Below are 15388 nucleotides of genomic sequence, written 5' to 3' on the forward strand. Positions count from 1 at the left end.
GATTGATAATTCACAGGACGTGGGTTACATCTGACTGCTTTTGCGGCGCTTGCGTACAAAGAGTATCAGAGCAAGAATAACGATAATGACAGCGATGCCTACGGCTACATTGCTTAATGTATTTGTCTGATTTTCGGCTGTCTGATTCATCTCTTCTTTTTTCATCACCACTCCCTTGTTGCTGCCGCTTGCTTTTGCTTCACGGATTTTAGAGATATTTTCTTTGTACTGTGTAGCGGTTTGTGCGTCTGCTTTCGATGCAATGAAGTCACGGAGCTTGGCATTGTCACAAACAAATCCGGAACAAGACGGGCGGTAAGTATTGACAATCTCCGTATGAAGTTTGCTAAGTTCCGCTACCTGTTCTTCACTTGCTTGCCACAATCCCTTACGGGCGCTTTCGAGCATGACGGCAGTCATCTCTTCCAAAGCGGCAGGATTCTGTTGTTCGAAATATTGTTTGACTCCCAAGTTCAGTTCATCCTTCACATATACATTATATATATTATCCCAAAGCTCTTTGTCGATTGCAGCCGGTTTCATCACATTCCATCCATAGGTATTGGTGATCACTTCTGCAAATTCACTTGCCGAAGAAGCCCCGCCTTTCATTTTCTCTTTGATGTAAGTTGGGTTCAGGATAGTGGTGCGACTTTCTACGCCGACAGCCTCTTTCAGTTCCTGCATCTTCATATGGTTCCGGTTGCGATAATCACTGAGGTAGGCATCCGGATCTTTGCCGGTCACATTGCGTACGGCGAGATTCATACCTCCCATAAATTCGTATACATGGTCAAGGCTTAAAGCTCCCCAGGTATTACTTTGCCGTGGTTGTACGACAACATCCGTCCGGGTCAGTGCAGCCTCGAAAGCGAACTTTTGGAATACTTCCCAATTCTTTTCGCTGCCGTAATACGCGCCCATATTATTGAGATAAGTATCGGCGATTTCCGATTCATTCTCCCAGCGGTCGCCGGATTCTACCATTTCCTGAATACCGGTTCCATACATACCGTTGGCTCCTCCGAATACCCGGAATGTTGAAATTTCGCGGGCATCTTTCGGGCTTAATCCTTTTTCGGTCAGCACCCGTTCGGCTTCTATTACGCTGGAGGCAACCTGATTTTCATATTTGTCGTCTTTGGCGGCGGCAGCCATTTCTACTGCACGGTTGATGAGGAAGAGACGGGAGGCGGCAAGATCACGAAGTTGTCCGGAAGTCTGGACTACCACGTCGATGCGCGGACGTCCTAATTCGGTTGAAGGAATCAGTTTTAAATCGCTGACACGACCGAAAGCATCACGGACAGGCTCAACACCTAACATATAAAGTACCTGTGCGATGGTTGCCCCTCCGGTTTCAATAAACTCGGATGACCATAGTGTATAACTGACCTTGCGTGGTATGGAGTCGTTGTGACGTTGCTTGTACCTATCAATTGTCTGCTTGGCCAAAGCAATACCTTTTTCCCAGGCAGACTCTGTCGGAGTCGCTTCGGCATTAATGGCATACATATTACGTCCGGTAGGTAGCGTGTTCGGATTAGCGATCGGGTCACCACCGGGTGTGGGAGCTGTGTATCCGCCTTTCAAGGCATTCATCAGACTGCTCAGTTCCTCTTCCGGACTTGTCAGAAGTGCATTTTTATAATTGCTTACATTCTTGATGGTACGTTCTACTTCAGCTACTACAAGCGCAAATTCCACCTCTTCTTTGCTGTATTCTTTCGGAGCCTTTCCCATAGCTGCCATCATTGCTGACATACCCTGCGGCTTTTCAGTCTTTCCTGCCATTGCCGGTTTGCCCGAAGCGTCTGTGGATGTATCCTTATTAGCCTTCATGCTGGCTTCCATTTTCTTTAAAGCTTCCGGACTGGCACCCATTGATTTGGCCATTTCCATCGCTTTTTCCGGGTCCATGTTAGCACCCATTTTCTTCATGGCTTCTTTCATGCCTGCAGGCATTTTTACCATGAGGTCCTTTTTTCCATTTTTGCCGAAGCCGGATGACCATTGCCCGACGGCTCATTATCAGCCTGATCCTTTTTGGCTGCGGCAGCCATCATCATTGCCATCATGCCTTTGGGGGCATTGCGCTCGGCTTCTATCTGTCTCGCTTTTGCCAACTCTTGCGGAGTGATTCCGGCTGTGTGGCAAATCAGTTCGTCGGTTGCCAGTGAAGGGTTAGCCATCAGTCTCTCTACGAGAAGGCGGGCAGGCATGAGATATTGCTGGGTAAAGACACTTCGGTATTTTCCGGCAGATTCTGTAGCTTTGCCGCGTTGTTTGTCAAGAGCAAAAAGACTATAGGCAATTGGTTCTGTTGCCATCGCGTAGACAGAAGAAGTTATTCTTTCCGGTTCGTAAGGAACTCCCATTGTGTAAAGCTGCCCCGTGATTTTCTCTGTAGCCAGTTCTTCGGCAAAGTTTTCTACACGGGCGATTTCATCTTCCGTATACGGTTTATTAGCCATACTGTTCAGTCCTAAATCACGATGGATTCCCATCTTCACAGTCAAGGTTTTCACAGCCAGCGACTCCTGATCTTTGTTTGCCTTCTGGGAGTTATTATAGATTTTGATCTTTTCCATTAATTCCCGGTAAATGCCGCGTACGCTGCTTTCAAGGAAAGGAGGAGTGAGATATGATTGCAAGGTAGCATAAGAACGGCGTTTGGCCATCATACCTTCTCCGACGTTTCCGATAGAGTAGAGGTAGTAGTGGGGAACGGCTCCTACCAAACGGTCCGGCCAGTCATTGCTGCATAATGCGACTTGTTTTCTCGGAGTGAATTCGAGACTGCCGTGTGTACCGAAGTGAATCAGTGCATCGGCTTTGAAGCCATGTTGCATCCACAGGTATGAGGCAATGTAGGTGTGTGGCGGAGCCATGTCGGTGCCGTGCACCACCTGGAAGGAGTTGTCACCGCTTCCGGCAGCGTTTTGTGGCAATAGCACAACGTTACCGAACTGTAAACGGGCAATACCTAATTTGCCGTCAGGAGTCACCATATAGTTGCCGGGAAATTCTCCGAAAGCATCTACCACCTCCTGATACTTTTCGGGACGAAGCGATTCTTTCACCCAGCTTTCATACTGTTCTTTGGTGATCAGTTCGGGATGTCCGTTTTGCATGAAGTCGTTGAAAGCTCCTTCTGCATAAGCGTTGAATACCGCCCCTTGGGCTTGTATCATTTTTCCCAGTTCCTGAGCGTTGACAGGCAGACCGGATATATTGTATCCCTCCTGTTTCATACGAAGCAGAAGATTGTAAAGGGAAGGTACTACTTCCATGCCGGCAGCGGTCAATGCGTTCTGACCGGGACCTTTGTAATAATAGATAGCTACTTTCTTCTCAAAATTAGGTTTTGTTTTCAGATTCAGGTAGTTATCTATTGTAGATACAAAAGTCTTCAGACGTTCGGGGACGGCATACGAATGGCGCAATCCTTCTTTATCTTCATATTGTGCGAAAAGGGCGAAAGGGCGGATAGCTCCGTCTATTTCCGGTGTTACGATGCTCTGTGACATAAAGCCTCCCGACATTCCCATCGGATCATTTTCCCATTCATCCACAAGACTGTTGATTGTGAGCGGAGCGAACAAAAGGATATTCCTGGCTTTCAGATAATCCACCATTTTATCTCCCATACGTCCGTGTGCCATATTGATGACGGCATCGGGCTGCACTTCCTCTATGAATGACATGAATCTTGTCATGGATTGAACGGGATAAACATTATATCCCGCATTTTCCAGTGCTTTTATCAGATCGGTGGCATCTGCCATTTGTCCGGTAATCATGATTTTTCGTGCCCCTTCTTTATAAAGGTTATTCTCTTGCATGAATTTCTCATAATCGGCAACGGTGAGGAATTCCTGTTCATCATCCGGATTACTGATTCCGGCATGATAAAGCATATCGCTTGGTCTTTCTGCCGGATCTTCCACTTCGGGTACAGCGGAAGCCTTTCCGTCAATGGCTTTACGAATATAGTTCAGCATATTGCGGTAGTTGGTCTTTCCGCCGTTGCTCAGATAGCCGCGTATGAGATTCTGCTGAATACTGTCGAGATTGCAGATGTTGTTGGCAGGGTTGGTAGCCATAGAAGTGTATACGGGGATACCCTTATCTGCTGCCTGCTGTATTTGCTGACGTTGTTCTTCGACAATGCGCAGTCCCATGCCATTAATGAATACCATGTCATAACTGGTCAGACGATCGAGGTTGTCAAGAGACACTTCGCTGAGTTTGATGAATGAATTGTCGTTGGCTTTCGAGATGCTTCCCTGCTGTATGGTCTGGAAGTTGACGAAAGCTATTTTGGTAGCGCTGAACCAGGTATTCCATACGGATAGACCTATCAGGACTGCTACAACGATGCATCCACCTAAAATGATTTTACTTTTCTTTTTCATTTCTCTTATTTTTAGCTTTGTATGTAGTTCTATTGTTGCCGTTTATTTTTTGAAGAGCCTGTCTATATCCAGTGATAGTCCTAATGTCAGGTTGGTTCCCGTTGTGGTAGGAGAGTTGAAATAATAATAATCCGGCACATAGTCGAACAGGTTGTTTACAGCCAGATTCATATTGATTCCTTTTATAATTCCCAACGAGAAAGTAAAATCCCATATCATATATCCCGGGTACTCTACTGCCTGGCTTCCGGCAGACGGATTGTTGAAACTATCGTTGTAGATGTTTGTTTTAACTTTTGACAGCAAACGTCCGTTGAGTGAATAGTTGAAATCGACTTTGTTCAGAGTCTTACCCCAGTCGATTCTTACAGTTGCCGTATGGGGGCGTGTATCCGTGAATTTCTTTTGACCGTCGCGCATGAATTCATGAATATAGGTGTATGACAGGCGATAGCCGAGTCCGCAAGGATACTTGGCGGAAACGTTGGCGTCAATTCCTGCAATATCCATTTTGTCGGTATTGGTATAGATTTGTCCTTTGGGGTCTTCGCTGTAAACAGTATTGATACGATTGTGTACCAGGTTATAATATCCTGTAATGGAGAAGTTATAACGACTCTTGGTATATTCGGCAGATACAGAGAAATTATGGCTTGTTTCCGACTTAAGGTCCGGATTACCATAAATCATCATCATATTTGCCATATTGAACACCATATACATCTCCTTCAAGGTAGGAGAGCGGAATCCTTGCGAATACGATCCTCTTAATGAACAGTTGCCTATCTTATACATCATTCCCAAATGTGGAGACAGATGGCGTACATTTGAGTCGGAGAAATAGTCGAACCGTAATCCGGCTATTACATTCAGTCTTTCTGTGGGGTTCCAGTCGAACTGACCGAACGCGTCTGCCGTATGCATGGTGTGGTCTGCGTTATCAGTGAACTGGTAAGACATCAGATAATCGCGCAGGTAGTCGGCACCGACAGTCAGCGTATGCTTTCCGTTGAAGGTATAATTATAGAGTGCATGCACATTGTGCTGTACATTACTGTAATCACGCACGTCATTTTTATAAAGAGACTGATAATCACTCTTATCATACTGGTCGAAAGTGTAACCGACTTCAAGGTTACTCATTATATTGAAGGTGTAGTTAGCTTTCATTCCACCGCTGAATCCCCGGTATCTGTCCTGGGTATCCCCCGGTTTATTGCGTTCACGGAAATAATAGCCGGCTCTTCCCGTCAGTTTGAGCGTTTCCAGCGGACGATAGATTAATCGTTCTTTGAAGTTCCACACCCGGCTTCCGAATACAGTAGAGAAATCTCCCGGATTATCTACGGCATAAGTGTCTACATTATTATATTGCACGTTGGTCAGGCTGTTGAATTTACCTGCATTAAATCCTGCAGTGCCACCATACCGCTGGTCGTTGTGTTCGGAGAAACGTGAATTAAGATTTAAGTTCCATGGATCGTCCGATTCGCGGGTGATGATGTTAATTACTCCTCCGATAGCACTGGAACCGTAAAGGGTAGATGCAGCACCTTTCACTATCTCTATGCGTTCTACATTGTCGAGATTCAGACGTTCGTAGTCTACATTATTCAGTGTTTCCCCTGCCAGCCGTTCGCCATCTACCAGAAACAGTACGGAATTACCGCCGAAGCCTTGCATATTAATAGCGGTTTGCTGATCCATGGAGAAGGAAAATTCGATACCGGGCAACTCTGTTTTCAGCAGGTCGGCAACGTTGTTGGCGTTAACTTTCTTAATATCGTCTGAGGTGATGACCCGGGTGATGATGGGAGCGTCCTTCAGCAATTTGGGAGTACGGGTACCGGTTACAACGACTGTCCCGAGGTCGAACTGATCTTCGGATAAACTGAAGTTAACTTTCTTTCCTTTCTCAGTGGTTATTTTTTTTTGTTCGGTTTGATAACCTATGTAAGATGCAGTAATGATATATGAACCGATTCCCGGCAACTGTAATGTGTAGGTTCCGTCAACACCGGTGACGGCTCCTGTTTCTCCTCCTTTTATGGAAATGGTCGCACCTGGGAGGGGTTCACCATTGGTATCAGTAACACGTCCGCTGATGTGCTCAGTCGATTGTTGTGCGAATGTGGAACAGGTTACTATAAAGGAGAAAATCAAGATGGATACTATAAATGTAGGTTTCATTCTTTGTAATTGGTTTCTTAGTTGTTTTCTTCGAAATCAAGCGGATATAGGAAATCGAAGTCGATATATCCTTTTATGCCTCTGGCATTGGTATAGTTGGTAAAACGAATGGCTGCATAGGTATTATCCTTCAATCGTATCAGATAGACTTGATTGGACATGGTGTAAATAGGAGGCATACTTGAAGTGTCTACGTTTAACCAGCCGGATAAGATATCATTACGATAGTCTTCTGTATATTTAATGTTTCCTTCCATCATACCGGACATATCGATTGCAATTTTATCCGTCGTCCATTCGTCTTTTACAAAATTCTCTTCGGCAGGAAGTTTTCCACTGGCCTTCAGGTCATCAATACTTGTATAAGTTGTCTGGAAGGCTGCACCTTCATTGGTTTTGATGTCGTAGCGGTGGATGGCAAGGTCCCATTCTGCCGGTATCTCGCTCTTATGTTCCTCTCCGATTTCAACAGTCGTTGCTTTACGTTCGGATAGGTTGATATAGACCCAGTTAGTGTACTCGGTAGCATTGATTTGTGAAAAGCTACTTTCTTTAATCTCCATTTCTGCTTCAATGGGATCGTCATAAATCCCTTCAAACATTCCATTACAAGCTGAGAGCGACATAGCCGCTCCCAGTATCATGATATTTTTGAAAATAGCGTTACTGCTTCTTCTCATTTCCTCTTTTAGTTATTTATTGTGCACTAGTTTCATTGACGTTTCCGGTGAATACTGCGGTGATTGCCATAGGCATGCTTCCCGGTTTGAAGGCTACCGTAATTTCGGCTTTACCATCTGCCGTAACTGTACCTTCCAGACTTTCACCTGTAATTGGAGTAGTACCGCTTGCGGATTCGGCATCAGATTCAAATGCGCCTAAACTGAGTGTATAGCCGCCATCTGCTTTTTCAACGTTTACTCCGCTAATCGTGAAGTCTCCCAAATTCATATTACCGCCTCCGGTCAAATTACCAAAACCGTTAAGGGTAATGTCTACTGTCGTTTCGGATGCACGTTTAACGACTGCTTTACAATCTTCGGTAGAACCATATGAACTTCCCATAACGCTGATAGCAAGATTAGTGTTATACTTATAAGTAGCGGCTACGTAATAAGCAATCGGTGTTTCTGCCTGAATGAAGTCAATATCGATGCCACCCATTGGTACAGGAACATTGGCTTTCAGGGTTAGTACTTTAGCATCGCTGACACTACCTTCCAGTGTATATTCGTAATTGGCAGGTTCACTTCCGTCCATAGCCAGGGTAACTTCACCTTCGCCTTTAAATGATTTGGAAGAAACTTTCAGGTTATTCAGGATAAAATCTCCGGACCCTGATTTATAAACCAAATTGACGGTACCATCTGTATTGGCGGTAATTGTTGCGCTGGCATCGCCGCCCATCAGATAATCAGAGAACATTCTGCTTTCGCCAATAGAATAACCCTTATAAGTGCCGGCAATGGCTTTTGCTTGCTCAGTATTGTCGGTATCGTCGTCATCGTCACTGCAAGATACAAAAGTAAATGAGAATGATAGTGCCATAAGAGCAACCATCCATAAGTTTAATATTTTCATACTTAATTTTGATAGATAATGATTAATTTATTTTTCGTTTGCAAAGTTACAGGGATATATAAGCAGGGGCAATACCTAAAAGAAATGAAAAAAAACAGGCGTTTAATTATATGTAGGTATTGAATAGGGAGGGATAAGTCCTTATTTTTGCAGTCATTTACAAATTAAATATTAAAAACACAAAATTGAAAAGAAAATGAAAGGTGGCTACAGTAGAAAAAGTGTATTGACAGGGATTACTTCTTTCCTGATTGTATTGTTTACTATGCCTTTGGGGCATGCATTGATGATTTTTATGGAGCACGTACTTTCGTCTGCAGCGCTTCATTATGCGGCTTTCTCAATGGGAGCTGTGGGATTGGTGATGGTGATTGTCGGAGTATTTGCAAAAGGAGATACCCGGCAGACGTTATGGGGACTTTTCGGGGGACTGCTCTTCTGGACCGGTTGGGTGGAGTTTATATATGTTTACTATGCACATCGTTATGAGGTACAACCGTTGCTGAATGCTGCAGGGGAAGTGGTTACGAAACCGGAGTATCTGATTATGCCTTCCTCATTCGGCTTTTGGGTGATGTTCATGTTGATTTATCTGTTCAGTATAAAGAGCGGATGTGACTTCTTTACCTATCTTCAGAAGGTCTTTTTCCGTAAAAGCACTGCCACCATCATAGTGAAGCCAATGACGCGGCATACTTCTATCGTAACTTTCATGGAATTGAATCTTATCATGTGGACCAGCTATCTGGTTTTATTGTTTTGTTATGATGAGAACTTTATTGGTGAGCACAGTCCTGTCACCGCTATTGTTGCATTCGGCTGTCTGGTCGGTGCATTCTTTATGTTCCGGCGTCTGTTGAAAATCAGCCAGTGGGGATATGCCATCCGTTTTTCTATTGCGACTGTCGTTGTGTTCTGGACATTTGTGGAAGTACTTGGACGCTGGGATCTTTTTCATGAAATATGGGTGGAACCGATGGCTTACAAGACCGAGATGATCACCATACTTCTGGCTTTTTTCGTTCTTCTGGCTTTCTTGTTTTATCAGTCTACCCAAAAGAAGAACAGCCGCAAGCAAAATGAAGAATAATTATAAATAAGGAGAGCATACAGGAAGAATCCATATTAATGGGTATTGATAGACAATGAGGAGAGCGCTACTTTTGTTCCATCATTTAAAATACAAGAAAAAATGGAAATAATAAGTAGAACCCGTAACGGACTGATTGCATATTGTGGGCATTGTAAAGTCTATCAACTCGAATTTGGAAACCTGTTCTTCCGTCTCTCCGAATCCTCCTTCGATTATTTTCGTAACTATGTCGTTTCTATCGATGGGGCTTATTACGAGCATCGCAACAGGCGGATGACGTGTACCCGGAAGATATTCCTGCGTTTACCGGCTGAGAATGTTTATTTCTGTGTTTGTGCTTCCGAGCTGGAAGAACTTAAAAGACTGGTTCTGTTGCAAGCCCCTTGCGAAGGAGGATTTACGGAGGAGGTTTTAATGCATGATCTTTCTTTGAATTGATCTTCAGTTACAGGTCATTACACAGGATGACGAACAGGAAAGTTGCTATATCATAGTATCAGAGAAAGGTATGAACTAATTTCTTAGATAACTGTTTTCTAGATATATGATATAAAAACTATTTATAATATGGAACCTCATCATCACGAACATAATCATCGGATAACGTCTCTTAATAAAGCCTTTATAATAGGCATCGTTCTGAATATCTCTTTCGTTATGGTCGAGTTCGGTGTTGGTTTTTATTACGATTCTTTGGGACTGCTCTCTGATGCCGGACATAATTTGGGAGATGTGGCAAGCCTGATTCTTGCTATGTTGGCTTTCCGGTTGGAGAAAGTACACCCGAATAGTCGTTATACCTACGGATATAAGAAAAGTACCATCCTCGTTTCTTTACTAAATGCAGTCATATTATTGGTTGCTGTCGGGATAATTATCGCTGAAAGCATAGACAAGCTGTTTCATCCGGTATCTGTTGACGGTTCCGCCATTGCCTGGACTGCCGGAGTAGGAGTGGTGATCAACGCACTTACTGCCTGGCTTTTTATGAAGGATAAGGATAAAGACCTGAATGTAAAAGGAGCCTACCTGCACATGGCAGCTGACGCACTGGTCTCTGTCGGGGTAGTTGTTTCCGGTATTATTATCATGTATACGGGATGGAGCATCATCGATCCGATTATCGGATTGGGCATTGCTGTGATTATTATTGTTTCTACCTGGGGATTACTTCATGACAGTCTTCGATTATCGCTGGATGGGGTTCCGGTGGGAATCGATACTCAGCAGATTCAGCAACTGATAGTGGAACAGCCGGGGGTAGAAAGCTGTCATCATCTGCATATTTGGGCTATCAGTACTACGGAAACGGCTTTGACTGCACACGTTGTCATCGATAATATGGAAAAAATGGAAGAAATAAAACACTTGATCAAGAGCCGATTAGATGAAGCAGGCATTCATCATGCTACCTTAGAATTCGAATGTATAGGCGTTTCGTGTGAAACAGAAAATAACTGTTGTTAGGTATTTGTAGCATATAATATAGTTATATGTTGTGATTGTCCAGGCTGTAAAGAGTATCTATTTTTGCAGTCTTGATTATTCTATATAACAAATACTACAATGAGGTCATTTATTTTTTCTTTGATTATAATTATTTTTTCAGCTATTTATTCTCAAACAATCTGTGCCCAACAAAGAGATATTGTATTAACTGGTACCGTTACTGACCATCAGGGAGAGCCCTTGCCAGGTGTTACCATTCGCGTTCGGAATACCCAGTTTGGTACAGTAACGGATGCAGATGGACGATATTTGTTACGTGGCCGATGGGAAGAAGGAGATATAGTTATCTTTTCTTTTATCGGAATGAAGAATGTCCGTGTGAAGTATGTTGGACAAAAGGTACAGGATGCTGCTATGCAGCAGGATACCCAATCATTAGAAGAGGTGGTAGTAGTTGCCCGTCCTAATATCAATGAAATGGATATTCGTGCAAAATCCGGAGTTGTGCAGCGGGTAGACATGGAACGATTGAATAGTAAACCAATGATTGATATGTCCTTGGCTTTACAAGGAACGGTGCCCGGTTTGATTGTGACCAATACAGGGGACCTTGGTTCAAAACCTAAAATACGTATCCGGGGAAACTCTTCTTTCCGTGAAGGAGATACTGCTAATGAACCATTGTACGTAATGGATGGTAAGGTTATATCGTCAGATGCATTTATGACACTTAATCCGTCAGACCTTAAAGAGATAAAAGTTCTGAAAGATGCTGTAGCTTGTGCCTTATACGGTATAAAGGCTGCCAATGGAGTTATTGAAATCACTTCTTTGCGTGGCAATCCCGATGGAAGGCTGACAACCAATTACAGTTTTAATATGGGTATCACTACTCGGGGACGGCGGGGAGTGGAAATGATGGATACCGATGAAAAACTGGAACTGGAACGGCGTTTACAGAATGCCTCTACTCCCGGCTATCGGTATAGTGAAGATTATTACCGGAAATATTTTCCGAACAGTCCGGATTTGAATAGTATGATTGCCGAGGGACAGGGAGTGCTTGATTCCTTGAGGAATATTCATACCGATTGGTTTGATGAATTAATACATCGCAGTATTTATCAGCGACATAACCTTAGTGTCAGGGGAGGGACGGAGAACACCTCTTATTATATATCTGCCAATTATGCCCAACAAGGAGGACGGGTACCGGGGAATGATACGCATCGTTTCACCGCTCGTATGAGTCTTGATCAGAAATTGGGACGATGGGGATATCTCTCTCTGAGTACTGATGCAGGATATTCGGAGACAGATACACCGAATGGCAGTTCTTATTCGCCTACCGATCTTGTATATCAACTCAATCCTTACGAAACGACAACTGGAAAATTAGTATCTTATTCAAATGCATCGTCTGATTATACTTATAATGATCTGGTCAGACAGTATAATAGTAAATCGACAGATAAACGCGGTGGAGTAAGTGGAAGTTTAAACTTAGAGCCAGTCAAGGGATTGAATATCGATGCGGTGGCAGGTATTGATGTGTTGTTGAACGAAATGCTTACCTTGGTACCTTCTACCGCTTTATCAGAACGTGTTGGAGGAGTACGGGAAGAGGAACGGGGAAAGTTGACGAAGGGAAAGAATGTAACAACAAATGTATCTTCAAATGTCCGTATTACCTATAATAAGGAAATTGCGGACAAGCATGATCTGACCTTTGGTGGTAACATGGACTATTATATGACTGATGTTGATAATGTTTCTATTACCGGTTATGGAGTCGGTACCCAAATGTCTCCGGCACTTATCAATCAATCTATCACTGGAAACCGAAAACCATCAGTGGGTTCGCATAAAGAAAAGACTGCTCAATTGGGGGTAGGTCTGGTGGCGGGGTATAGCTTTGCGACCACTTATGACTTTTTTGCCACTTACAAAGCCGATGCTTCTTCTGTTCTTCCTAAAGATAAACGTTGGAATGCCGCATGGGCAGTCGGACTGGGATGGACGGTCAGTCAGTATCCTTTTCTCAAAGACAATAAATTCATTACACGCCTGAATCTGAAAGCTTCCTACGGGCAAATGGCAAACCTGGCGGGTGTATCAGCTTCTTCAACGATAGGTACTTTTTCCTATTCTACCAGTTATTACGGCAATGCCCGCCTTTTACAATTGGCCGAACTTTATAATACCGACCTGAAGCCGGAACAGACTATTACTACAGATTTTAGCCTTTCCGTTGAATTTTTAAAGCGTCTGACACTGGATGCTAATATCTATAGACGTGAAACGACGGATGCGTTGCTCGATGTTCCTGTCCCTCTGTCCAATGGGTTCAGTACAATGAAGCGTAATATTGGAATACTCTGTAATGAAGGTTTCGAATTAAGTGCCTTGGTGAAGTTATTCGATACTACGGACTGGCGTTTGTCTTTACGCGGTTCGTTGGCTTACAATCGTAATAAAGTGGTCGATTTATATCATGCAGATCGTTTATATGCAAGTGAAGAGGCTATTGTCCCCGACTATGAGGTGGGGAAATCTTATGATATGATTTACGGACTAAAATCGTTGGGTATTAATCCGATAACTGGGCTTCCTGTATTTCTGGGAGCAGATGGCAGCGAAGTTCCCGCTACCGAAAATCCGAAAAAAGAGAATATAGTAGCATTGGGACATTCTACACCCCCATATAGCGGTACACTGAACTTGAGCTTTTCTTACCGTGAGTTTGATTTGGATATGGATTTCTATTATGTGTTCGGAGGGTATCAGAAATATAATTATTCATATGTTCGCGATGACGATAATGCCAATAAAAATGCAATTAAAGGACAGTTGCAGAATATGTGGTTTCAAAAAGGGGATGAAGGGAAAATTTATTATTCTCCTTTCTTTAGCTCATCTGCTCTTGCTTCATTGACTGATTATGCCAATACGGAAACGGTTGGTAAAAGCGATTACCTGAAGCTATCGATGGTGTCATTACGTTACCGTGTTCCGCACGCATTTCTGGAGAAGAATTGTAAATTTATCAAGTATGCTAATATCGCTTTTCAAGCTTCTAACTTATTTATGATTACTCCTTATAAAGAATCCGATCCGGAAACCGGCTCATTGGCGGGAACAATGCAGCCTGTGTTAACTATTAATTTAAGTTTGACTTTCTAACAGATGGAAATATGACTATAATAAAGAGAAATAGAATGCAAGGTCGGATGAAGACCGTTATTTGTTATTTTTTGTCGGTATTTTGCAGTACGGCTTGTTCGCTCGATATTCCCTATGAAAATCAATTTTCCGATCCGGATGCCATTACTACACCGCATACTGCCCGTGAATTGCTGGCAACTGCTTATAATTCCCTGCCAAATCCGGATTTTGAGTTGGCTGTATTGGGCGATGATTTTGTTCCGACCTATTTGATTAACAGAAATGCTAATCTGAATAATCTTTATAAGTGGCAGCCACAACCGATCGAAGATTTGTCCCTGTCTTTGTGGAAAGATTATTATGCGACGATAGCTATTGTCAATGCCGTATTAGAGCGGGTAGATGGCATATCAGTGACTACAGAAAGAGAAAAACTACAATTACAATGTATCATTAGCGAAGGGAAGATACTGAAAGCATATTGTTATTTCAATTTATTACGGTTGTTTGCCCCGGACTATGGAGATGGTGCGGAGAAAGACGGAATTATATTGAAAGACCAGTTTAAACTGGGATTCCTGAAACGTTCGAGTATTGAAGAGTGCGTGAAGGCTATCCGTACTATGCTGACCGAAGCTACGGAAGTGGATAATAATCCTGCGGAAATTTACTGGTTTTCTCAGATAAGTGGTTATTATTTATGGGCTATGCTGGAATTATATTCCCGAAACTACGATCAGGCGATCATTTATGCCGGAAAGGTGATGGAGGCGAAAGGAGGATATGATGTGCTTGGAGAATCAGTCTATAGTAAGTTTTGGGGAAATGAGGCGTGTGAAGAGAGGATTTTTTCTTTGTTCACTACCAATTCATATTATAAGGATATCAATTATGATCGTGACAAAGGTGATCACTTGACTTTGAATTCAGCTTTGTTGAATCTTTATTCCGAAGGGGATATTCGTTATGAAAGGACTGTGTATCCGTTGGAGATGGCAGGAGAAACGGGTGGGGTGGTTATAGCAAACTGCCTGGGAAAATATAACAAAATGAATTGGGAAATGAAAGAAATACAATACATCCATAAATATAGGGTAGCCGGAGCTTGTTTTATCTTGGCGGAGGCGTATTGTCAGGATGGAAAGGGACATGATGCACAGGCGATAGAAGTGATGAATAATTATCTTGCACAGCGTCGGGCTACCTTACTGGATATACAGCTTACTGGTGACCAGTTGTTGAAAGCTATTCTGCAAGAGAAATGGAAAGAATTTGCAGGCGAAGGAGAACGCTATTTTGATTTGAAGCGCTATCGGAAAAGCATCCTTACCGGATGGAACAGTAATATGAAAGATAAACGAGTGGAAAAGGATGATTACCGTTGGACTTTTCCAATACCGAAAGCGGAATATTTGTATAATGAAAATGTATCACAGAATGAGGGGTGGACTAAAATTGAAAATAACTAATAGTATAACAATAAATTTAAATG

8 protein-coding genes and 1 pseudogene are annotated in these 15388 nt (G+C 43.0%); 5 read left to right on the top strand and 4 right to left on the bottom strand.

Translation table 11 applies throughout. The features are described from left to right. Window positions 1-24: 24 nt before the first annotated feature. The 4 genes and pseudogenes from HMPREF9007_RS04890 to HMPREF9007_RS04875 form a co-directional block, all read right to left on the bottom strand. A pseudogene (locus tag HMPREF9007_RS04890) lies at window positions 25-4418 on the bottom strand (cobaltochelatase subunit CobN). 42 nt (window positions 4419-4460) lie between these two features. Continuing rightward, window positions 4461-6608: a TonB-dependent receptor gene (locus HMPREF9007_RS04885; protein ID WP_008763055.1), complete on the bottom strand. Its 2148-nt coding sequence runs from the start codon at window positions 6606-6608 to the stop codon at window positions 4461-4463. Window positions 6609-6625: 17 nt separating this feature from the next. After that, window positions 6626-7288 (bottom strand): HmuY family protein, encoded by a 663-nt coding sequence (locus HMPREF9007_RS04880; RefSeq protein ID WP_008763056.1) that lies wholly within the window; start codon window positions 7286-7288, stop codon window positions 6626-6628. A 16-nt stretch (window positions 7289-7304) separates the two neighbouring features. Then, the gene (locus HMPREF9007_RS04875; protein ID WP_008763057.1) at window positions 7305-8189 is read right to left on the bottom strand and encodes a calycin-like domain-containing protein; all 885 of its coding nucleotides are present in this window, start codon (window positions 8187-8189) and stop codon (window positions 7305-7307) included. A gap of 196 nt (window positions 8190-8385) precedes the next feature. On the opposite strand from HMPREF9007_RS04875, the gene HMPREF9007_RS04870 reads away from it, so the two are divergent. From HMPREF9007_RS04870 to HMPREF9007_RS04850, 5 genes are all read left to right on the top strand, one after another. Continuing rightward, a complete protein-coding gene (locus HMPREF9007_RS04870) occupies window positions 8386-9279 on the top strand; it encodes a hypothetical protein (RefSeq protein WP_008763058.1) in 894 nt (297 codons plus the stop codon). A gap of 102 nt (window positions 9280-9381) precedes the next feature. Further along, complete coding sequence (locus HMPREF9007_RS04865; protein ID WP_032850664.1) at window positions 9382-9720, top strand: DUF6686 family protein; 339 nt, start codon at window positions 9382-9384, stop codon at window positions 9718-9720. A 129-nt stretch (window positions 9721-9849) separates the two neighbouring features. Further along, the gene (locus tag HMPREF9007_RS04860) at window positions 9850-10749 is read left to right on the top strand and encodes a cation diffusion facilitator family transporter (protein WP_008763060.1); all 900 of its coding nucleotides are present in this window, start codon (window positions 9850-9852) and stop codon (window positions 10747-10749) included. 111 nt (window positions 10750-10860) lie between these two features. Next, window positions 10861-13914 carry a SusC/RagA family TonB-linked outer membrane protein gene (locus HMPREF9007_RS04855; protein ID WP_090615840.1) on the top strand — a complete coding sequence of 1018 codons (3054 nt, stop codon included), beginning with the start codon at window positions 10861-10863 and terminating at the stop codon, window positions 13912-13914. 35 nt (window positions 13915-13949) lie between these two features. Then, a complete protein-coding gene (locus tag HMPREF9007_RS04850) occupies window positions 13950-15365 on the top strand; it encodes a RagB/SusD family nutrient uptake outer membrane protein (RefSeq protein WP_225651420.1) in 1416 nt (471 codons plus the stop codon). Window positions 15366-15388: the final 23 nt, after the last annotated feature.

This window comes from Bacteroides sp. 1_1_14 (assembly GCF_000162515.1).
GTDB classification, from domain to species: domain Bacteria; phylum Bacteroidota; class Bacteroidia; order Bacteroidales; family Bacteroidaceae; genus Bacteroides; species Bacteroides thetaiotaomicron.

Coding starts and splice junctions, on each gene's coding strand:
- HMPREF9007_RS04885 (WP_008763055.1), bottom strand. CDS start 6,608: ATGAAACCTACATTTATAGTATCCATCTTGATTTTCTCCTTTATAGTA.
- HMPREF9007_RS04880 (WP_008763056.1), bottom strand. CDS start 7,288: ATGAGAAGAAGCAGTAACGCTATTTTCAAAAATATCATGATACTGGGA.
- HMPREF9007_RS04875 (WP_008763057.1), bottom strand. CDS start 8,189: ATGAAAATATTAAACTTATGGATGGTTGCTCTTATGGCACTATCATTC.
- HMPREF9007_RS04870 (WP_008763058.1), top strand. CDS start 8,386: ATGAAAGGTGGCTACAGTAGAAAAAGTGTATTGACAGGGATTACTTCT.
- HMPREF9007_RS04865 (WP_032850664.1), top strand. CDS start 9,382: ATGGAAATAATAAGTAGAACCCGTAACGGACTGATTGCATATTGTGGG.
- HMPREF9007_RS04860 (WP_008763060.1), top strand. CDS start 9,850: ATGGAACCTCATCATCACGAACATAATCATCGGATAACGTCTCTTAAT.
- HMPREF9007_RS04850 (WP_225651420.1), top strand. CDS start 13,950: ATGCAAGGTCGGATGAAGACCGTTATTTGTTATTTTTTGTCGGTATTT.